Source organism: Acetobacter persici, assembly GCF_018256955.1.
GTDB lineage: Bacteria > Pseudomonadota > Alphaproteobacteria > Acetobacterales > Acetobacteraceae > Acetobacter > Acetobacter persici.
In genome coordinates this window covers 126,414-145,622 of record NZ_JAERKU010000007.1, presented here as the reverse complement: position 1 = coordinate 145,622, position 19,209 = coordinate 126,414, and the positions used below count along the sequence as shown (strand labels likewise).

18 protein-coding genes are annotated in these 19,209 nt (G+C 60.0%); 9 read left to right on the top strand and 9 right to left on the bottom strand.

The genetic code is table 11. The annotated features are described in order from the left end of the window. Nucleotide 1: 1 nt before the first annotated feature. Nucleotides 2-2,428, bottom strand: a complete 2,427-nt coding sequence (locus JK199_RS09990) for a TonB-dependent receptor (RefSeq protein WP_212355639.1) — start codon at nt 2,426-2,428, stop codon at nt 2-4. Nucleotides 2,429-2,627: 199 nt separating this feature from the next. Beyond that, entirely contained in the window at nt 2,628-3,767 is a 1,140-nt protein-coding gene (locus JK199_RS09985; RefSeq protein ID WP_212375583.1) for an ROK family transcriptional regulator, read from the bottom strand. 182 nt (nt 3,768-3,949) lie between these two features. Between JK199_RS09985 and JK199_RS09980 the strand changes: the two genes are divergently transcribed. The 5 genes from JK199_RS09980 to JK199_RS09960 are packed head-to-tail and all read left to right on the top strand — an operon-like array spanning nt 3,950 to nt 9,321. Continuing rightward, nucleotides 3,950-4,876, top strand: coding sequence for an ROK family protein (locus JK199_RS09980; RefSeq protein ID WP_077930465.1), 927 nt, complete (start codon nt 3,950-3,952; stop codon nt 4,874-4,876). Further along, nucleotides 4,863-5,591, top strand: a complete 729-nt coding sequence (locus JK199_RS09975) for a copper homeostasis protein CutC (protein ID WP_212375581.1) — start codon at nt 4,863-4,865, stop codon at nt 5,589-5,591. Before JK199_RS09980 ends, JK199_RS09975 begins: the two co-directional genes overlap by 14 nt. Further along, a complete protein-coding gene (locus JK199_RS09970) occupies nt 5,588-7,075 on the top strand; it encodes a sodium:solute symporter (RefSeq protein ID WP_212375579.1) in 1,488 nt (495 codons plus the stop codon). The genes JK199_RS09975 and JK199_RS09970 overlap by 4 nt, the downstream gene beginning before the upstream one ends. Then, nucleotides 7,072-8,388 carry an exo-beta-N-acetylmuramidase NamZ family protein gene (locus JK199_RS09965; RefSeq protein WP_212375576.1) on the top strand — a complete coding sequence of 439 codons (1,317 nt, stop codon included), beginning with the start codon at nt 7,072-7,074 and terminating at the stop codon, nt 8,386-8,388. The genes JK199_RS09970 and JK199_RS09965 overlap by 4 nt, the downstream gene beginning before the upstream one ends. Nucleotides 8,389-8,406: 18 nt before the next feature. Beyond that, entirely contained in the window at nt 8,407-9,321 is a 915-nt protein-coding gene (locus JK199_RS09960; protein WP_212375574.1) for an N-acetylmuramic acid 6-phosphate etherase, read from the top strand. An 18-nt stretch (nt 9,322-9,339) separates the two neighbouring features. On the opposite strand, the gene JK199_RS09955 is transcribed toward JK199_RS09960, so the two are convergent. From JK199_RS09955 to JK199_RS09925, 7 genes are all read right to left on the bottom strand, one after another. Then, nucleotides 9,340-9,795 carry a 23S rRNA (pseudouridine(1915)-N(3))-methyltransferase RlmH gene (locus JK199_RS09955; RefSeq protein WP_212375572.1) on the bottom strand — a complete coding sequence of 152 codons (456 nt, stop codon included), beginning with the start codon at nt 9,793-9,795 and terminating at the stop codon, nt 9,340-9,342. Nucleotides 9,796-9,911: 116 nt separating this feature from the next. Continuing rightward, the gene (gene rsfS, locus JK199_RS09950; RefSeq protein ID WP_237388808.1) at nt 9,912-10,364 is read right to left on the bottom strand and encodes a ribosome silencing factor; all 453 of its coding nucleotides are present in this window, start codon (nt 10,362-10,364) and stop codon (nt 9,912-9,914) included. An 89-nt stretch (nt 10,365-10,453) separates the two neighbouring features. Beyond that, nucleotides 10,454-11,116, bottom strand: a complete 663-nt coding sequence (locus JK199_RS09945) for a nicotinate-nucleotide adenylyltransferase (protein ID WP_212375570.1) — start codon at nt 11,114-11,116, stop codon at nt 10,454-10,456. Nucleotides 11,117-11,124: 8 nt separating this feature from the next. After that, on the bottom strand, nt 11,125-12,354 hold the full coding sequence (locus tag JK199_RS09940; protein WP_051552139.1) for a glutamate-5-semialdehyde dehydrogenase: 1,230 nt from the start codon (nt 12,352-12,354) through the stop codon (nt 11,125-11,127). Between the two features lie 125 nt (nt 12,355-12,479). After that, entirely contained in the window at nt 12,480-13,574 is a 1,095-nt protein-coding gene (ychF, locus tag JK199_RS09935; protein WP_077930472.1) for a redox-regulated ATPase YchF, read from the bottom strand. Beyond that, nucleotides 13,574-14,155, bottom strand: a complete 582-nt coding sequence (pth, locus tag JK199_RS09930; protein WP_212375568.1) for an aminoacyl-tRNA hydrolase — start codon at nt 14,153-14,155, stop codon at nt 13,574-13,576. Before pth ends, ychF begins: the two co-directional genes overlap by 1 nt. 87 nt (nt 14,156-14,242) lie before the next feature. Next, nucleotides 14,243-14,857 carry a 50S ribosomal protein L25/general stress protein Ctc gene (locus JK199_RS09925; RefSeq protein ID WP_077931690.1) on the bottom strand — a complete coding sequence of 205 codons (615 nt, stop codon included), beginning with the start codon at nt 14,855-14,857 and terminating at the stop codon, nt 14,243-14,245. 88 nt (nt 14,858-14,945) lie between these two features. On the opposite strand from JK199_RS09925, the gene JK199_RS09920 reads away from it, so the two are divergent. The 4 genes from JK199_RS09920 to JK199_RS09905 all read left to right on the top strand — a co-directional run bounded on the left by JK199_RS09920 (nt 14,946) and on the right by JK199_RS09905 (nt 19,091). Continuing rightward, nucleotides 14,946-15,086 carry a hypothetical protein gene (locus JK199_RS09920; protein WP_212375566.1) on the top strand — a complete coding sequence of 47 codons (141 nt, stop codon included), beginning with the start codon at nt 14,946-14,948 and terminating at the stop codon, nt 15,084-15,086. Further along, entirely contained in the window at nt 15,055-16,113 is a 1,059-nt protein-coding gene (locus JK199_RS09915) for a threonine aldolase family protein (protein ID WP_212375564.1), read from the top strand. Before JK199_RS09920 ends, JK199_RS09915 begins: the two co-directional genes overlap by 32 nt. An 85-nt stretch (nt 16,114-16,198) precedes the next feature. Further along, entirely contained in the window at nt 16,199-17,995 is a 1,797-nt protein-coding gene (gene aspS, locus JK199_RS09910; protein WP_212375562.1) for an aspartate--tRNA ligase, read from the top strand. A 64-nt stretch (nt 17,996-18,059) separates the two neighbouring features. Next, nucleotides 18,060-19,091 carry an EipB family protein gene (locus JK199_RS09905; protein WP_212375560.1) on the top strand — a complete coding sequence of 344 codons (1,032 nt, stop codon included), beginning with the start codon at nt 18,060-18,062 and terminating at the stop codon, nt 19,089-19,091. Nucleotides 19,092-19,209: the final 118 nt, after the last annotated feature.

The window sequence follows — 19,209 nt, the reverse complement described above, 5'->3', positions numbered from 1 at the left end:
CTCAGAACCCGGAAGAGATGGACACCATAGCGGCAAACACGCCGCCAACATAATAAACCGGAGCGCTCCCCGCGGCGACAGCGCCGGTAGAGGTCACGTGCGGATGCGCATTGGCCGTATAGCTGGACCCGGAGCGATAATGATTATCCCCGATATTGGTCAGGTTCAGCTGGATCTGCGGGTGCTTCAGGTAGCTGAAGGACTTCATGCGGTAGCCCAGCGTGATGTTTGAGGTCACGTAGGCTGGCATCTGCTCATCGTTCATGAACGTGGTGTACTGTGTATCCACATAGCGCAGGTCAAAGTTGCCGAAGAACCGGCCATCATCATAGTTCAGGCCGATCGCGCCGGTAAATTTGGGAGCCTGAACAGCAATTTTCCCGGCTGTTGGCAGATAACCGCTGCCCGTATTGAAGTTATTGTCAAACGTGGAATGCAGAAACTGCCCGGACAGATAGGGGCTGAAATGGTGCCAGCGGGCCAGACCAAATTCCGCCTGCACCCCGCGGGATGTCTGCCCGCCGATGTTGATGGGAGACGCCACCATCATGTTGGTGTTGGGGATGTAGCCGGTGGATGTCACCTGATGGTTTGTCAGGTTGATATTAAACAGCGACATGGAGAAATTATAGAAATTCCCCTGATGACGATAGCCGATTTCCTCACTGATGGAATATTCCGGCTTCAGGCTCTGCGGCTGCATGGTTGCGTGAGACGCATTGGGATCAAAAATCTGGGAATAGGCTTCCACAGATTCCGGCGCACGGAAGGACGTGGTGCCGTTGATGTAAATCTGATCCTTGGGCGTGATCATGTAGCTGGCGGAAAACTGCGGCAGCGGTTCAAAATAGTTGCCCTGCATTTTGTACGGGTCCGCGCCCGGCACAAGGTTTGTGCCCTGACGGGAGACCATGGCAACACGGAAACCGGCACTCAGGGTCAGTTTATCATTCAGCAGCTTCTGCGTATCCGCAATAAACAGCGTGTTGACCTGCTGCATAAAGTTCAGGTCATACCCCGTCAGGATTTTACCGCCTACGCGGATCACATCCCCGGACCAGCCGCTGCCATCCGCATAAACGGGGCGGAAATCGGACAGTTCTTCATGCGTGGTATAGGCATACCACCAGCCGAAGGAGAACGTGTTGCTCTTGGACAGGCGCCAGTCCGCAGAGACATTGAGACCACCGGTCTTCTGGTTCCACGGGTCACGGCTGGAAGTCAGGATGGAGCCGTTTACCGGCGTCCCCACATTCAGGTCACCATATTGCTGTGTGCCAAAATACCCGCCTGAAGCCGGAATGTTCTCACCGCCCAGAGAGGGGCCAAACTGATGCACATAATAGGGCGAGACATGCAGATGCAGGTTGTCCGCCAGCGTGAAGTGCATCGGCAGAACAACAAGCTGCTGATTGAGGTTTTGCTGATTCAGCTTGTAATATCTGGAATCTCCGGGCGTGAAGTGTTTATCATAGGAGAAGCCCACCCCATACTGGTCCCACTGCGCTTTGGTGGGGGAGCGCCATGATGTTGCGGACTGCTTGTTGTACGAGAAAATTGCGGAAATGCTGTTCCCGTCACCCCATTCTTTGACGAATTTTGAGTCCAGATGATAGCGGAGCAGGCCGCCCGGCCCACGCGCCCCGTTATCATAACTCGTGTGGGAGAAAGACACATATCCACGCACGCCGGAATTACCGATATCCCCGGTATCCAGACGGATAAATTCCTTATTGTAGCTGTAAGACCCGCCACCAAGATCCAGAAAGCCACCTGCTTTATGGGACGGGTTGAGTGCTGTCGCGGTAATCTGACCGCCCACCGCGTTATAGAACGGTGCGTTCAGATCAGGGGACCCCTGTGAGACCGTCACGGATCCCAGATTTTCAGAGTCAATCAGCGTAGACGTGTAAGGCGCATAGTTGATCGGGTCAGCCAGCGGCGCGCCTTCAAACAGGTAACCCATCTGTGTTTCGTTCAGACCACGCACCTGAAGATGGTCCCCCGTCATTCCGAACGGGTCCTGACTGGAAACGGTCACACCCGGCAAATCTGCAACCAGAGACGTGATGTTTGAAGAGGGTGCCTGTTTGGCGATAAAATCACGCGTGATGCCGCTTTGTGAGCGCGGGGCTGTCTGATGCGGCATCAGACCGCCACCCGGTGTCCGGTTGGTCACACCTGTAGAAGAGACGGAGTGACTGGTGACGGAAATTTCTTCCGTGCCACCGGTAAACTGGCCCAGAACGGAAGAGCTCAGCCCGTTTCCGGCGGAAGACTTCTTCCGGACAGGAGCAGAAGATTTTGAAAGCTTCTTTACCTGACTTCCGGATGATGAAGCAGGCGCTGACTGCGCATGCGCGGACACGGCCAGAAGACCCGTCAGCGCAACACAGGAGACTGAAAGCTGACGCAGTGAAAGACGCATGATGAACAACCCCCTTGCCCGATCGTGGAAATGCCTCACATCATTCCCAAATAGAAACGTAACCCTGCAAATTCCGTTGTTAGTATGCAATGGGGGTTTAAAGAGAACGATTTAATTCACACCGCAAACAAAGATTTTGCCGCATGTTCTCGCTTATCGTTGCACAAAAGACACATTTCGGAGACGGTCCGAGATGATTTCAGACCCCGCCATGCCCAAAAATGAAATACCGCGCCGCGAGACTTGCCGCCCCCCGGGCAAAACTTTCCGGCTCAAAATCACGAAAATTGATCATGGTACAGGCGTTTGTGCGGTGCAGGATATGGGATTCGGCCTCATATTGCAGGGCATGGCCGTACACACTTTCTTTCAGGGCCGGGTCAAGCATCACCACAACATGGCTGGGATCAAGCATCTGAATAAGCTGCGCTGTCGCAATGCCCATGGCGGAGCCCGCCCTGTGCAGGATACGGACGGCATCCGCATGGCCCTCCGCCGCCAGACGCGCCAGATCCCGCGTGCTGGTTGATAACCCCGCCTGCCTGGCCGCATTCCCGATAGCAAGAAGGGACGCCACAGTTTCCAGACACCCGCGATTGCCGCAGCGGCACGGCAACGCCTGCTGCGGGTCTAACGTAACAGGCGCATGCGAGATTTCCCCCGCGCCGCCAGTATTACCCCATAGCAAACGCCCATTGACGATATGGGCGCAGCCGATGCCGTGGCTGACAAAAATCATGCTGAAATCCGGGCTGCCTCTGAGCGGACCGAAAAGCTGCTCACCCAGAATCAGCGCCTTGGCATCATTCTCCACCCACACAGGCAACCCCGTCCGCTCAGCCACCGTCGCCCCTATGTTGATATTCCGCCACCCAAGGGCTGTACAGGCCAGACAGGTCTGCCTGTCTCTGGCCACAAAACCGGGCAAAGCGAGGCCAATCCCGGAGAGTTTTGCCCGCTCCTTCCCCAGAGACGCCCGCAGGGTTTTGACCGTTTTCACCAGAAGCGTGACACACTCCTCCGGGTCCGCCAGACGGGGCACTTCGATTCTGCTCAGGGTTGTCCCGTGCAGATCAGTCAGCACCACAACCGCCGGATCATCCTGAAGGGAAATACCGATAAACCATGCGGCATTCGCCCGCACCACCAGCGGTACAGAAGGCCGGCCCGCCCCGTAAACAGGGTCCTGTTCAGACAAGATATCGCGATCCAGCAGGTCCCGCACCAGTGCGGAAATAGCGGCTTTACTCAGCCCCAGTTCCTGCGCGAGTTCCGTCCGGCTCTGTGCGCCATGGCGGCTCAGAGTGCTGAGAATCTGATAATGGCCTGAAGACAGCATGAGCCGCCCTTTCCCTGCAAAACCGATACGGAAAGATAATTTATGGCATGAAACAAGTCAGGCAAACAGGTGGAATGTTATTTACAAACTCCCTTTGAAATACTAACCCGGAAGGGAAGAGAGTTAGCGGGTCGTATTTTTGCGTACCGTGTTGTCCAGCGCGTTTAATCACGGATGTCCTTATGCTTCTTTGTGCAGACATCGGCGGGTCGTTTATCGATTTTGCTCTCGTCCATCCGGATGGCAGACTGGAACAACGTCATGCCGTGCCCACACCGGTTGACGATGCCGAAAGCTTTATCACCGCGTTAGAAACACTCTGCGCCCCCTATCCTGCCCTGCCGCTGCATATTGCGATTGCCGGGGTTGAAAACCCGCAGACAGGCCATGTTCACGCCGCCAATATCCCCGGGATTCTGACCGTACCGCTCAGAGAAAAACTGAGTCTGCGCACCCAGCGTGTGGTCCGTATCGGCAATGATGCAGACTGTTTTGCGCTGGCAGAGGCGCGGTTTGGTGCAGCCAGAGGGCACCGCAATGTCTTCGGTCTTATTCTGGGCACGGGTATTGGCGGCGGGCTCGTGCTGGACGGGCAGATTGTACCCGGTCTGGGTGGTGTTACCGGGGAGCTGGGGCATGCGCCGGTTGTCATTGCGCCGCCGTTTCTGACAGACCCGGATGAAGTTGCCGCCACGGTGCCCCTGTTCCGCTGTGGATGCGGGCAGTCAGGCTGTCTTGATACTATTGCGGGCGCCAGATCTCTCGAACGGCTGCATCTCTGGGCAGGCGGAACACCTGAAACAAGCCATGCCATTCTCAGACTTTGGGAAGAGGGAGACAGGCAGGCCACCAGAACACTATCTGTCTGGATGACATACACCAGTGCGGCTCTGGCTCATGTTCTGAACGTCACGGGCAGCACCGTTGTCCCTGTTGCCGGCGGATTAAGTAATTCTGATCTCCTTGTTCAGACGCTGGACCGCGCGGTGCGGGACCGTATTCTCTCTCCTACATCTCAGCCCCTCCTCCGGCGCGCCATTCTGGGTAAAGATGCCGGAATTCTTGGTGCCGCCTGCCTCGGGCCGGAGCTTTGCTATGATCCGTGTTGAAATCTGCATAGAAACCCCGCAGGGCATTCAGGCGGCAGAGGCCGCAGGTGCCGACAGGCTGGAGCTTTGCGCCTCACTGGACGCCGGTGGTCTGACCCCGAGCGCGGGCCTAATGGCATATGCGGCCCAGCGCCCTCTGCCTACCCTTGCGATGATCCGCCCGCGGGCCGGTTCCTTCATTTTTGACGCAGAGGAAGCCGCCGTGATGCAGGACGATATTCGTGCTGCCCGGGCGGCGGGGCTGACCGGCGTGGTGCTGGGCGCGCTCCGGCCAGACCGGCATCTGGACCATGAACTGCTCCTGCGCCAGTGCGATGCCTGTGGCCCTCTGGAACGCACGCTGCACCGCGCGTTTGACCTGACGCAAGATCCGTTTGCAGAGCTGGAATTTGCCATTTCCGCAGGCTTTACACGTATTCTGACTTCCGGCCAGAAGCCCACCGCGCCGGAGGGTGCCGACTGCCTCGCCCGGTTGCAGAAACAGGCAGCAGGACGGCTTGTCATTCTGGCAGGAAGCGGAGTGAAAGCCGGAAACGTTGCGGCTCTGATCCGCCAGACCGGCGTGACAGAAGTCCATGCCTCCTGCCGCAAACCCTCTGTTGCGGACCCGGAGGATGCGGCTTTGGGCTTTGGCTCCCAACCTGTCGTGACAGATGCTGACGCTATCCGCGCCCTGATAGCCGCCACACGGCAGACCGGAAGCCAGCCCGCATGAACCTGCTCGATCTGAGCGTCATGCTGGCGTATCTGGCTGGCATGCCTCTGCTGGCCGTCCTGCTCTCAGGCAAACAAGCTTCTACCAGCGCCTATCTGGAAGGCGGGCATGATCTGCCCTGGTGGGCGCTGTGCCTGTCTATGGTCGCGACGGAAACATCCACACTGACCGTTATCAGTGTGCCCGGCGTGGCGTTTGGCAACGGGATGGTTTTTGTCGGGCTGGCACTGGGATATCTGCTGGGCCGGGCGATTGTCGCGTGGAAATTCCTGCCACTTTACAGTTCAGGCCGTATGCTGAGCGCGTATGACTATCTGGGCCAGCGCTTTGGCGCACGGATGCAGCGCGTTGCCTCTGCAACCTTTCTGGGCACGCGCGTTCTGGCCGAGGCCGTCCGGCTGTTTGCAGGCATGCTGCCTCTGACAGCCATGCTCGCGGCGACGCATATGGCCGTGCCCCATATGGTTCTTCTGACAACTGTTGTCGGGATCACGCTTTTTTATACGTTATGCGGCGGCTTGCGTGCGGTTGTGTGGTCGGACGCCATTCAGTTCTGCCTGTATCTGGGAGGTTCGGCCATCTGCGCCGCGCTGCTGATGCACGGTCTGCCCGCAGGCAGCTTCAGGGTGTTGCAGCATGCCGGGAAGTTCGCCCTGTTCGCCCATGCCAGCACGCCTTTCAGCAGTGCGTTTACCCCCATTGCGGCCATTGGAGGCGGAACACTGATGACGCTGGCCTCCCACGGCACAGACCAGCTCATGGTGCAGCGCGTGCTGGCCGCCCGCAGCCTGAAGGAAGCCCGTATGGCTCTGATGGGAAGCGCCGTGGGCGTCACCGCGCTATTTTTCCTGTTGTCTGGCGTTGGGATTTTGCTGTGGCTGTATCACGGGCAGGTTCCGTTGCAGGAGACAGGACTGTCCTCACCCGATGCGATTTTCCCGGACTATATTGTGCATGGTCTGCCCGCTGGCCTGCGCGGCCTGATGGTGGCAGCCATTCTGGCGGCGACAATGGGTTCTCTGTCCTCCACCCTTTCCGCCATGACCGCCGCAACCGTGGGAGATTTTTCCGCACTCTGCACAAAGCTGGGCCGCATCCTGTCTCTCAGCCCGCTGGGGCTTGCACGGGCTTTTACAGTCTTCTGGAGCGTAATTCTTGTAGGCTGCTCGCTGCTGTTTGCGCAGGGGAGCCAGTCTGCGGTGCTGCTGGGCTTTTCCATTGCAGCCTGCGGATATGGCCCCATGCTGGGGACATTTCTGGCGGGTATGGCCATCCCCTCGGCCCGTGCAACGGAGCTGATTCCAGCTTTCTGCCTGACCGTGCCGCTCGTTTTGCTGGCGATGGCGACAGTCCGGCCCGCCGTGCACCCACTTGCCTTCCCCTGGCTAATTCTGACAGGCATCCTGCTGCTGTTTTTCTTTGCGACCAGCCTGCGTCTGGCACGCAGCCTCTTCTCACGCTCTGCACGGAACTCTGACGCATGACCCACCTCCCCCGCCGCGCCCTCGCACGCCAGAGCGGCAAGGCTCTTCTCGGGCTGGGGGGAGCCTTAGTCGCGTCCCGGCTGGCATCCGGCGTCCCGGCGCAGGCCGCAACACCCGTGCCTCCAACCTCTTGCCAGAAAACGCCTGCGGGCCGCGTGAAAATCGGGTTTGAAAAACTGCGGGAGCAAGGCTACGCGCCGCTGCAGGGGCACAAGGTTGGCGTGATTGCCAATGTCGCCAGCGTGGATAATTCCCTCACCTCTATTGTAGACTGCCTGCATCAGGCACCGGGCGTGCAGCTTCAGGCCATTTTCGGGCCGGAGCATGGCTTTCGCGGGTCCATGCGGGAAGGCTTTTCAGAACCGGAAATGCAGGACCCGGAAACCGGCTGCACCGTGTATGATATTTATACAAAAACCGGAGACGCGCTGAAAAATATCCTGAAAAAATCAGGCATCACACTTCTTGTTTTTGATATTCAGGATACGGGCTCCCGGTTCTACACCTATATCTGGACGCTCTATGACTGCATGATGGCCTGCGCCAAACTTGGGCTCCCCATGCTGGTGCTGGACCGCCCTAACCCGATTTCCGGACTGGACGCCTCCGGCCCGGTGCTGGACCCGCGACTGGCCTCTTTTGTTGGCCGCGCACCCATTGCCCTGCGCCATGGCATGACGGTTGCGGAACTTGCCCGTCTGTTCAATGCCGTTTTTGTTTCTGCACAGACAGGCAAAAAAGCCACGCTGGATATCATCCCGATGGAAGGCTGGCAGCGTGGCATGTTTTTTGAAGATACGGGCCTGACATGGTGCCCGCCCAGCCCCAACATGCCCACTCCGTTAACAGCACTGGTTTATCCGGGCACCTGCCTGTTTGAAGGCTCCAGTTTTTCCGTCGGGCGTGGCACAACCATGCCGTTTTTGTATCTGGGGAGTGCCACAGTCGATGGACGCGTCTGGGCGCAGGCGGCCACAAAAGCCGGATGTGCAGGCACGGCGTTCCGCGATGTGTGGTTCACATCCCTTGTAGACCCTTTCAAGAATACGCTGCTGCACGGGCTGCACTGCGCCGTGACGGACCATAACAGCTTTGACCCTATTGCCACGGGCATGACGCTGCTCAGCACCGGGCGGCATCTGGCGGCCCCGTCTTTCTGGCGTGGGAATGGAAAAACTTTTGACCAGCTTTGCGGAAACGCGCAGATCCGCCCCATGCTGGATAAAGGGGCTGATGCTCAGGCTCTGGCCGCCATATGGGAGAAAGACCTCACGTCCTTCCGTGCCCTGCGCCAGTCCTTTCTTTTGTACTAACAATAGGATTTTTGTTGCATGACCCAGCAGGCTCCCTCCTCCCTTACTGGTCCGGCCAAAACCGAAACATATGATTCCCGGTATGAGGCGCTGGACCTCTGGCCAACCGGCACCCTGCTGGATGTGCTGCTGGAGAGTCAGCTTGGGGCGGTTGCCTCTGTCAAAGCCGCACTTCCCGGCATGGAAGAGGCCATTATGGCCGCCCTGCCGCGCCTGCAACGGGGTGGCCGCCTGTTTTACGTAGGGGCTGGCACCTCTGGCCGGATTGGCTTGCAGGATGGTGTGGAACTAATCCCCACCTATGGCTGGCCGGAAGAGCGCCTTGTTCTGCTGCTGGCCGGGGGCGATGCGGCCCTGTTCCAGCCGGTAGAAGGGGCCGAGGATGATGAAGAGGCCGCCCGCGCCGCCATCACAACGCATAAGGCTGGCCCGGATGATGTTGTGATTGGCGTGGCCGCCAGCGGAGGCACCCCGTATACCTGCGCAGCGCTCACCTGCGCCCGCGCGGCGGGCAGCCTGACCATTGGCCTGTCCTGTAGCCCGGAAACTCGTCTGCTACGCGAGGCGGAACTGGGACTGCTGATTGAAACCGGGCCGGAAGTCGTGGCCGGGTCCACGCGCATGAAGGCCGGAACCGCGCAGAAAGTGGCACTCAACATGCTTTCCACCGCGCTGATGATCCGGCTGGGTCATACATGGCGCGGGCAGATGGTCGATATGAAGATCGTCAACGCCAAGCTAGTGCGGCGGGCCCACCGCATGGTGCAGCAGCTCACAGACTGCACGGAAGCCGAGGCGAAAGAGGCGCTGGAGAAAGCCGGAGGCAGCATCAAGCTGGCCGTGCTGGTGTGTTTTGGCTTTTCCCCGGAGGAAGGCCGTGCGGTGCTGGAGCAAAATGCGGGCCATCTGCGCTCGGTTCTGAAAAACCGCTGATCGCGCCTAAAAAGCCGCTTAAGGCCGCCCGGACCGATGGTAGGGGTGGCCAGCGGCAATCGCCTGTGCCCGATAAATCTGTTCAACCAGCATGATACGCACCAGCATGTGCGGCCATGTGAGGGTGCCTAACGTCAGTTTGGCATCAGCGCGCTGAATGACTGAGGCGTCCAGCCCCTCCGCGCCGCCAATAACAAAGCAGAGCGTCCGGCCCAGTGCGGACCAGTCTGCCAGAGCGTCAGAAAACGCCACGCTGTCAAAAGCACGTCCGGCTTCATCAAGCGCCACCAGAAAAGCCTGATCCGGACAGGCGGCCAGAATGGCCTGTGCTTCCCGCCGTTTGATTTCGTCCGGGCTGCCCCGGCCATCGGCCAGTTCCACAATATCAAGCTTAGGGCGCAGGCGTTTGAGATAGCGGGCGACAAGCGCCTGCTCAGACTTATCCTTCATGCGCCCGACGGCAATCAGCTTCATGCTGCGCTCTTCCCTTGCTGCAAAAAGATCATTCTGATCCGGAGCCGTTCAAAAAAATTGGGGAAGCAAGACTGCTTCCCCTTTTTGTAAGCGCAGACTGTAAGACGCACAGAGAGTCAGACAGGGGTGACAGCCTCTTCGTTCCCGTCATCAAGTTCCGCGCCCCACATTTTTTCCAGACCGTACAGCTCACGCGCTTCCGGCTTGAATAGATGAACCACGATATCGCCCGTATCCAGCAGCACCCAGTCGGACCCGTTTGTGCCTTCAACCAACACACGCTTGATGCCAATATCTTTCAACTTGCGTTCAATATGCTGCGCCATGGCGGAGATCTGACGGTCCGCCACACCGGTGGCGATCACCATCCGGTCTGCAAAGGACGCGCGGCCCGTCAGGTCGATAACGACAATATTCTCGCCCTTATCATCTTCCAGACTGTTGACGATAAGTTCGAGCGACTGAGCGATGACGTCCGGAGAGGCCGCCTCACGCTTGACCTTGCCCTTCGGCCCGGCAGCGGCGGCTTTTTTACGCACGGACCCGGCCACCTTGGCGGCACCGGCCAGAGCGGGTTTTGCGGTTGCGGCTTTTTTCTTAGTGGCCGTGGAGGACCTGCTGCGCGCAGATGCTTCGGCGGGTGGCTTGCTGGTGATGGTCATTCTCCTGAATTTAACATATCGGGCGCACTGGCATGGCCCGCACCATCCCCAAAGCCGCCCCGCTGACGAATTGATGTTGCAGATATACCGTTTTGTCGCCCCGGAAGAAAAGCCCACACTGGGGGGGAAAGATCAGGCAGCAGGCGTGCCTGCCGCGCTGGCAGGCGGCAATGCGCCAGATACTGCGCCGCAGCGCCCCGCAAAGCCCGCATATTCTGCCCCGGACGCGGCATGACTGCTACAGGAACACGGTTCAGCAGGCGTTTCCAGCCTTTCCATTTTGGCAGGGTGGCAAACCCGTCTGCCCCGGTCAGCCAGACAAAATGGACGTTCGGGAAGCGTATCTGCAACTTTCCCAGCGTATCAAACGTGTAACGGGTGCCGAGTCGGGCTTCGATATCCGTAGCGATCAGCCTGCGTCCATCCGCCAGAGACGCTGCTGACGCCAGACGCCTGCCAAACGGTGCCATGCCCTCCGCAGATTTAAGCGGGTTCCCCGGTGAGACCATAAGCCAGACCTGATCCAGCCCCAGAGCCACCAGAGCACGGCGGGCAATGGTCTGATGGCCCGGATGCGCGGGATTGAAAGACCCACCCAGCAGACCAATCCGCGCGATGCGATGGTCCCCCCATGTGGGAATCGTATCCCGCCAGACCATACCGGGCGTCAGGTCCGCACCTGCCCTGTGCCGATCACTTCGTAACGGAAGGTCGTCAACTGTTCGACCCCGACCGGCCCGCGTGCATGGAAACGGCCTGTGGCAATGCCGATTTCCGCGCCAAATCCAAATTCGCCCCCGTCACAGAACTGCGTTGAGGCATTCCACATCACCACGGCACTGTCCGTCCCATTGAGGAAGCGCGTGGCCACGGCTTCATCAGACGTCACAATCGCCTCGGTGTGGGAGGAACCATAATGCTGGATATGATCAAGGGCTTCATCCACCCCGTCCACCACAGCAATATTCAGCACGGCATCCAGCCATTCCGTGGAAAAATCCTGCTCCGTGGCCGCAGGGAGGTCTGGCATAATGGCCCGTGCTTCCGCATCCGCGCGGAAGGTGCAGCCAAACTCGGCCAGATCGCCCACAATCTGCGGCAGCAGAGACGGCGCAATGGCGGCGTCAATCAGCAGCGTTTCCGTTGCTCCGCAAATGCCCACACGCCGCATTTTGGCGTTGAGCACAATCCGCCGCGCCATGCCGGGGTCCGCCGCGGAATGAACATAGGTGTGGCAAAGCCCATCCGCATGCGCCAGCACCGGCACACGGGCCTCCTTCTGCACACGCTCCACCAGAGAGCGGCCACCACGCGGAATCAGCAGATCCACCAGCCCAGCAGCGCCGAGCATATCCGCCACATGGGCGCGGTCTGCATCCGGGGCAATCAGCACAGCATCTTCCGGCAGATCGGCCGCGCGCAGGCCCGCCTGAATCGCGGCATGAATGGCCCGCGCACTGTGCAGGCTTTCTGACCCGCCGCGCAGCAGCACCGCGTTCCCGGATTTGATGCACAGGCCAGCGGCATCCGCCCCCACATTGGGGCGGCTTTCATAAATCACGCCAATCACGCCAACGGGTGTTGCCACGCGGCGGAAGCGCAGGCCGTTGGGCCGTGTCCATTCTTCCAGCACGCGGCCAACGGGGTCAGGCAGATCCGCCATTTCCTCAAGCCCGACAGCCATGGCTTCCACCCGCTCCGGGGTGAGTGTCAGGCGGTCACGGAACGCATCCCGCGCTGTGGAGGCTTCCAGATCCTTCGCATTGGCTTCCAGAATCGCGGGGCTGGCGTCACGGACCGCAGCAGCCGCAGCCCACAAAGCCCGGTCCCGCGCGGAGGACGGGCTTTGCGCCAGAGTGCGGGACGCCAGTCTGGCCCGACGCGCCAGGGCCACCATCGGGCCTGGCACAGCTCCGGAAACCGTCTGCTGTTGTGCCACACCCTGTTGCCCGTCTTCCTGCGCCTTCATGATGGCGTCCTTCATCCCCGTTTCTCTGTTGTCCAAACTGTCTCGGTCTGTGCTCAGACGTTAAAGCGGAACAGCAGGACGTCTCCGTCCTTCACCACGTAATCCCGCCCTTCAATCCGCAGGCGGCCAGCTTCTTTCGCCCCGGCCTCACCACCGTACTGAATATAATCATCATATGCGACTGTTTCACATGCAATGAAGCCACGTTCAAAATCATTGTGAATAACGGCGGCGGCCTGCGGTGCCTTGGTACCTTCTGTAATGGTCCAGGCGCGGGTTTCCTTCGGGCCAACCGTAAAGTAGGTGCGCAAGCCCAGCAGGCCGTACCCTGCGGCAATCACACGGTCCAGCCCGCTGTCACTCAGGCCGAGGCCCTCCAGAAACTCGCGGCGTTCTTCGTCTGCAAGCTGGCTGACTTCAGCTTCAATCGCAGCGGAGACGATCACCACAGCAGCGCCTTCAGCTTCCGCCTTGGCCTGCACTTTTTTGGAGAAATCATTTCCGGTCGCCGCTGAGTCTTCATCCACATTGCAGACGTAGAGAACGGGCTTGGTCGTCATCAACTGGAGGCGGCGAACGGCCTCTTCCGCGCCAGCCGGGATAGCGGTGCGGGCCGGGTGGCCTTCCTTCAGCGCTTCAATCAGCGGTTCAACCACCTCGACCTGCGCCATGGCTTCGGCATCACGGTTTTTGGCGCGCTTCTGCAAAGCCGGCAGACGTTTTTCCAGCGAATCGAGATCCGCCAGCATCAGTTCTGTTTCAATAATTTCCGCATCACGCACGGGGTCCACGCCGCCTTCAACATGCGTAATGTCATCATCCTCAAAGCAGCGCAGCACGTGGATAATGGCGTCCACTTCACGGATGTTGGCCAGAAACTGGTTCCCCAGCCCTTCCCCGCGGGACGCGCCACGCACGAGACCTGCGATATCCACAAACTCAAGGCTGGTCGGCACAACCTTCTGGGATTTGCCAACAGTCGCCAGCTTTTCCAGCCGGGGATCGGGCACAGCCACGCGGCCCACATTGGGTTCAATCGTGCAGAACGGATAGTTTGCCGCCTGCGCCGTGGCCGTTGCCGTCAGCGCATTGAACAGTGTGGACTTACCCACATTGGGAAGACCGACAATACCGCAATTAAACCCCATCAGCCCTTACTCCCCTCTGGCAACGCAACCTGCGTCATGAATTTATCCGAACGGCCTTCAGCCAGAAGTGGGGCTGCGTCTGCCATTTTATCCAGCAGAGGCTCAAGCCAGGTCTGTCTGTCGGTCTCTGTAAAATTTCCAAGCACCCAGCCATGCACGCGCTCCTTGACACCGGGATGCCCGATACCAATCCGCACACGCCAGTAGTCCGGGGTGCCAAGCATCTTGTCCATGGACCGCAGGCCATTATGCCCTGCCGCCCCGCCACCGCGCTTGACCCGCACCTTACCCGGCGCAAGATCCAGCTCGTCATGAAAAGCGGTAATACGGTCCGGCGTAATTTTGTAAAACGCCGCGGCTTCCTGCACGCTTTCACCAGACAGGTTCATATAGGTCATGGGGCGGAGCAGAAGCACGCGCTGCGTGCCGATCCGGCCTTCTGAAACATGTCCTTTGAAGCGGAGCCGCCAGGGTGAAAACCCATACCGGCTGGCAATGGCGTCCACCGCCATGAAACCGACATTGTGCCTGTGTCGGCTCATTGAAGACTCGGGGTTACCGAGTCCGGCCCAGAGCAACATCACTGGTCCTGTATCTTGACCGAGGCTGGAGGCACATGCCCGGCATGTGCCTCCATACCCCTGAGTTTCAGACCATCAGCCCGGTGTTCAGGCAGACGGAGCTTCCGCTTCAGCGGCTTCATCAGCTTCGTCAACGCTCGGTGCAGCGATCGTGGCGATCACGAAGTTGGGGATATGCACCAGCGGGGTCACGTTTTCCGTGCCCTTCAGGTCTTCCCAGCGCACGTTGTCGTTGATGTCCAGAGCGGACAGGTCAACCGTGAAGAATTCAGGGATGTGTTCTGCATCCGCTTCAACTTCAACCGTGTGACGCACGATGTTCAGAACGCCACCGCGCTTGATGCCCGGAGCTTTTTCTTCACCAGAGAAGTGGACGGAGACTTCAACGGTCACTTTCTGACCAGCGGCCAGACGCAGGAAGTCAACATGCTCCGGGCTGTCTTTAACCGGGTGCAGCTGAATGTCACGAATCAGGGCGCGCTCGGTCACACCGCCTTCAACCTTGATTTCGTAAACGCGTGAGCGCCAGCCAGAGGCCTGAATCCCCTTGATAACAATGCGGGGGTCAAGAGCGATCAGAGTCGGTTCTTTCTTGCCACCGTAAATAACGGCAGGAACCAGACCAGCACGTCTCGTTGCACGCGCTGCCCCCTTACCTGCTTTCGCGCGCGCCGAAGCGTCGATAGATGTAATCTTGGACACGTTGAATTCTCCTAAAAACCAGAACATGCAGGCCTCCAGGGGTGCCTGCACGGTGCGGTCGCCATACCGGAAAGGGGGAACAAACGCAATGCTTACCACCCTTTTGCGGCAGAAAGCCCGGCAGGAAGGCCATGACGCCCCGCGCGGGACGGGGTATAAAACCGCCTCACGCTCACCCCTGCGCCCGGACCAGACTGATGCAAGACAAGCCCCAGCACTTTGCCAGTGACAACTACGCAGGCATCTGCCCGGAAGCACTGGAGGCCATAACCCGTGCCTCCGCCACCGGGTCCGCCCCGGCCTATGGGGATGACCCGTGGACACGGCTTGCCGCAGACGCCATCTGCACCCTGTTTGAGACACAGGCCGCCGTCTTTTTTGTGCTGACCGGCACCGCCGCCAATGCTCTGGCTCTGGCCACCCTCTGCCCGCCTTATTGCAGCGTGATTGCCTCAGACATTGCCCATATCGAAACATCCGAGCGCGGCGCGCCTGAGTTCTTTTCCGGCGGCAGCAAGCTGCTCACGCCGCCCTGCCCGGACGGTAAACTGACGCCCGAGGCCATCCGCCTGTGCCGCCGCAAGGCCAGCAGCCCCCATGCCTCGGAACCTGCCGTGGTGAGCATTACGCAGCCGACGGAAAATGGTCTGGTTTACACGCTGGAAGAAATCCGGGCGCTGGCGGAAGTCTGTAAGGAGTACGGCCTAAAACTGCATATGGACGGCGCGCGCTTTGCCTGCGCCATTGCCGCGCTGGGCTGCACCCCGGCGGCCATGACGTGGGAAGCGGGCGTGGAGGCCCTGAGCTTTGGCGGCACCAAAAACGGCATGGCAGTAGGGGATGCTGTGGTGTTTTTTGACCGCTCTCTGGCCCGTGGCTTTGCGGAACGCGCCAAGCAGGCCGGACAGCTTGCCTCCAAAATGCGTTTTATCACCGCCCCCTGGCTAACCATGCTGAAAAGTGGGGCGTGGCTGCGCAATGCCGAGCACGCCAATGCCAGCGCCCGGAAGTTTGCACAGGCCGTGGAGGCCATTCCCGGTGTACAGATTGCCTGGCCCGTACAATCCAACGCCGTGTTTCTGCTGATGCCCGAGCAGGCCATGAACAGCCTCCGCGCCAGAGGCTGGCGATTCTATACCTTTTTTGGTGCGGCAGCGCGCTTCCTGTTTGCGTGGGATGCGCAAAGTGCCGCGATTGAGGCGCTGGCAGCCGACATCCGGGCCTGCATGGCACAACTGCCCGCACCTTCCCCATGACATCTGCCCCTTGACATCTCCCCGGCTCCCCGGCTTCCTCCGGCGCAGTATCGAAAAAACCGGCCCTCAATTTCAGGACGAGAGAATGCACCCTTACCGTACCCATAGCTGTTCGGCCCTTCGCGCACAGGATGCCGGCACCACAGCGCGCCTGTCCGGCTGGGTCCATAGCAAACGGGACCACGGCGGCCTGCTGTTTATCGACCTGCGGGATGAAACCGGCATCACCCAGATTGTTATCCCGGCGGGTGACCCGGTGCTGGACCAGGCGGAAAGCATCCGCGTGGAAAGCGTGATTACGGTCACGGGTGACGTTGTGCGCCGTGAGGAAGCCACCCGCAATCCTGATCTGGCCACCGGCGATATTGAAGTGCGCGCGCGGGAGTTTGTGGTGCAGTCCGCCGCCGCTGTGCTGCCCCTGCAGGTGGCAGGGCATGAAAACTACCCGGAAGATCTGCGCCTGCGCTATCGCTACATCGACCTGCGCCGCGAGAGCGTGCACAGCAACATGCTGCTGCGCGCCCGCGTGATCCAGAGCATGCGCAAGCGCATGACGGCCCTGAACTTTATTGAGCTTCAGACCCCCATCCTGACGGCGTCCTCTCCGGAAGGCGCGAGGGACTTCCTTGTTCCGGCGCGTATGCACCCCGGCAAGTTCTACGCCCTGCCGCAGGCTCCGCAGCAGTTCAAACAGCTGGCCATGGTGGCCGGGTTTGACCGCTACTTCCAGATTGCACCCTGCTTCCGGGATGAAGCCTCCCGCGCGGACCGCTCTCCGGGTGAGTTCTACCAGCTCGATTTTGAAATGGCATTCGCCACGCAGGACGAAGTATTCGCCACGCTGGAAGATGTCATGTCCGGTCTGTTCACGGAATTCGGGAATGGCCGCACCGTCAGTCAGGCTCCGTTTGAGCGGATTCCCTACGCCCGCGCCATGAAGGTCTATGGCTCCGACAAGCCTGACCTGCGGAACCCGCTGCTGATTTCTGACGTGACGGACGAGTTCGCCGGTTCAGGCTTTGGTCTGTTTGCCCGCATTGCCGCCGATGGTGGCGAAATCCGCGCTATTCCGGCCCCCGGTGCCGGTGACAAGCCCCGTGCCTTCTTTGACAAGCTGAACAACTGGGCCCGCGAGTCTGGTGCTGGCGGTCTGGGCTACATCATTTTTGCGGAAGACGGCGGCAAAGGGCCGATTGCCAAAAATCTGGAAGCCGACCGTGTTGAGGCCATCCGCACCAAGCTGGGCCTGAACGCCGGGGATGCCGTGTTCTTTGCCGCAGGCAAGGGGGATGACGTTGCCAAATTCTCTGGTCAGGTCCGGACCCGCATTGCGGAAGAGCTGGACCTGATTGAGAAGAATGCCTTCCGCTTCTGCTGGATTACCGACTTCCCGATGTATGAACTGAACGAGGAAACGGGACGGATCGACTTCTCGCACAACCCGTTCTCCATGCCGCAGGGTGGTCTGGAAGCCCTGAACACCAAAAACCCGCTGGAAATCAACGCCTACCAGTATGACATTGTGTGTAACGGCATTGAGCTGTCCTCCGGCGCAATCCGTAACCATCTGCCGGACGTCATGATCCGCGCCTTCGAGATTGCCGGGTATCCGGAAAGCGAAGTGGAAGCCCGGTTTGGCGGCATGCTGAACGCCTTCCGCTACGGTGCGCCGCCGCATGGTGGCTCCGCTCCGGGTGTGGACCGGATTGTCATGCTGCTGGCGGATGAGCCGAACATCCGTGAAGTGATCCTGTTCCCGCTGAACCAGCAGGGCGAGGATCTGATGATGGGCGCTCCGGCTACGGTGCCGCCGGAACGCCTGAAAGAACTCTCTCTGGCTCTGGACCTGCCCAAGCCGAAACCAACGATCAAAAAAGACTGACGCACGTCAGATGCCGCATCCGGGGTGGTTGCACTCCCGCTCCGGATGCTCTTTTCTGACAGCTATGACTGCATTCCTCCGCCGCCATGCCCGCCGGGTGCTCCGCCACCCTGCCCTGACCTTCCGCCCGGAAAAGGGCCGCCCCGCCGCTGCGGCAGCAGGATCTAAGGCGCTGATCTCCGGGGCACTGACACCCGGAGCCCTGTTACCCCAAGCACTGTTCCTCCGGGGTCTAGCCCACCGGCCATGGACTCTCCGGGCACGGGCTTCCCGGACAGTTGCAGCCGCTCTTCTTCTGGCTGCCCTGCCATCCGCCTGCCTTGCCGCAGCCTCTGGCAGCCCGACACCCCTTTCCGCAACCCGGACCACCACCAGCTCACTGGTGGGCCAGCGGGCACTGTATGATCTCAGTCTGGCGGAATCCGGCGGCAACACGCTCTCCGCCTCAGGCAACATGACCTATGTGGTGCGGGACACCTGCTCGGCATGGTCCACCCAGCAGCATCTGGATATCCAGAGCGCCACCCGCAACGGCGGCGCGGTGAACATGGTGTCTGACTACACCACGCTGGAAAGCAAGGACGGGCGGCATCTTGTCTTTCGTACCGTGCAGAAGTCCAACAACGCCGTGCTGCAGGTTGTCAGCGGGGAAGCCAGTATAGATGCGCTGGGGCATGGCGTGGTGGAGTATGAAAAACCCATCAAGAAAACCCTGAAACTGCCCACCGGCACGCTGTTCCCCATGGCGCACACCGCCGCCATTCTGGCCGCAGCCCAGCGGGGCGCCCCCAGTATTGCGCCGCTGCTGTTTGACGGCACCGGCCCGGATGGCGCGCAGGAAACCTACATTACCCTTCTGGGCTGGGGGCCGCTGAAAGACCCGGCTCCCTCCCCCGCCCTTGCGGGCCAGCCTGCCGGACGTGTGCATGTTGCCTTTTTTGGCCGCACACCGGACAGCATCCTGCCAGATTACGAGATTGGCATGCGCTATTTTGCCAATGGCGTTTCTGACATGCTGGATATGGACTTTGGAGATTTCCGGATGCGCGGCACCCTGCACAGCCTGACGCTGCCCCCCCGCGCGGCCCGCTGTTAAGCCGGATCGTCCGGAACCCGGCAAAGGCGGTATCCCCCATAGCCGGGCCTCACCTGTGGCATGGCTGAGTGCTCAAAACGGACTTGTAACGACGAAGCATCTCGTTTAATTCCGTCTG

Bases quoted from the DNA above. Each gene is read 5' to 3' on its own strand.
- JK199_RS09915 (WP_212375564.1), top strand. From the start codon at position 15,055: ATGCAAGACAAGCCCCAGCACTTTGCCAGTGACAACTACGCAGGCATC.
- JK199_RS09940 (WP_051552139.1), bottom strand. From the start codon at position 12,354: ATGGTGGCCCTGGCGCGTCGGGCCAGACTGGCGTCCCGCACTCTGGCG.
- JK199_RS09975 (WP_212375581.1), top strand. From the start codon at position 4,863: ATGATCCGTGTTGAAATCTGCATAGAAACCCCGCAGGGCATTCAGGCG.
- JK199_RS09980 (WP_077930465.1), top strand. From the start codon at position 3,950: ATGCTTCTTTGTGCAGACATCGGCGGGTCGTTTATCGATTTTGCTCTC.
- JK199_RS09955 (WP_212375572.1), bottom strand. From the start codon at position 9,795: ATGAAGCTGATTGCCGTCGGGCGCATGAAGGATAAGTCTGAGCAGGCG.
- JK199_RS09920 (WP_212375566.1), top strand. From the start codon at position 14,946: ATGCTTACCACCCTTTTGCGGCAGAAAGCCCGGCAGGAAGGCCATGAC.
- JK199_RS09985 (WP_212375583.1), bottom strand. From the start codon at position 3,767: ATGCTGTCTTCAGGCCATTATCAGATTCTCAGCACTCTGAGCCGCCAT.
- ychF (WP_077930472.1), bottom strand. From the start codon at position 13,574: ATGGGGTTTAATTGCGGTATTGTCGGTCTTCCCAATGTGGGTAAGTCC.
- JK199_RS09970 (WP_212375579.1), top strand. From the start codon at position 5,588: ATGAACCTGCTCGATCTGAGCGTCATGCTGGCGTATCTGGCTGGCATG.
- JK199_RS09945 (WP_212375570.1), bottom strand. From the start codon at position 11,116: ATGGTCTGGCGGGATACGATTCCCACATGGGGGGACCATCGCATCGCG.
- aspS (WP_212375562.1), top strand. From the start codon at position 16,199: ATGCACCCTTACCGTACCCATAGCTGTTCGGCCCTTCGCGCACAGGAT.
- JK199_RS09905 (WP_212375560.1), top strand. From the start codon at position 18,060: ATGACTGCATTCCTCCGCCGCCATGCCCGCCGGGTGCTCCGCCACCCT.
- JK199_RS09990 (WP_212355639.1), bottom strand. From the start codon at position 2,428: ATGCGTCTTTCACTGCGTCAGCTTTCAGTCTCCTGTGTTGCGCTGACG.
- JK199_RS09965 (WP_212375576.1), top strand. From the start codon at position 7,072: ATGACCCACCTCCCCCGCCGCGCCCTCGCACGCCAGAGCGGCAAGGCT.
- JK199_RS09960 (WP_212375574.1), top strand. From the start codon at position 8,407: ATGACCCAGCAGGCTCCCTCCTCCCTTACTGGTCCGGCCAAAACCGAA.
- pth (WP_212375568.1), bottom strand. From the start codon at position 14,155: ATGTTGCTCTGGGCCGGACTCGGTAACCCCGAGTCTTCAATGAGCCGA.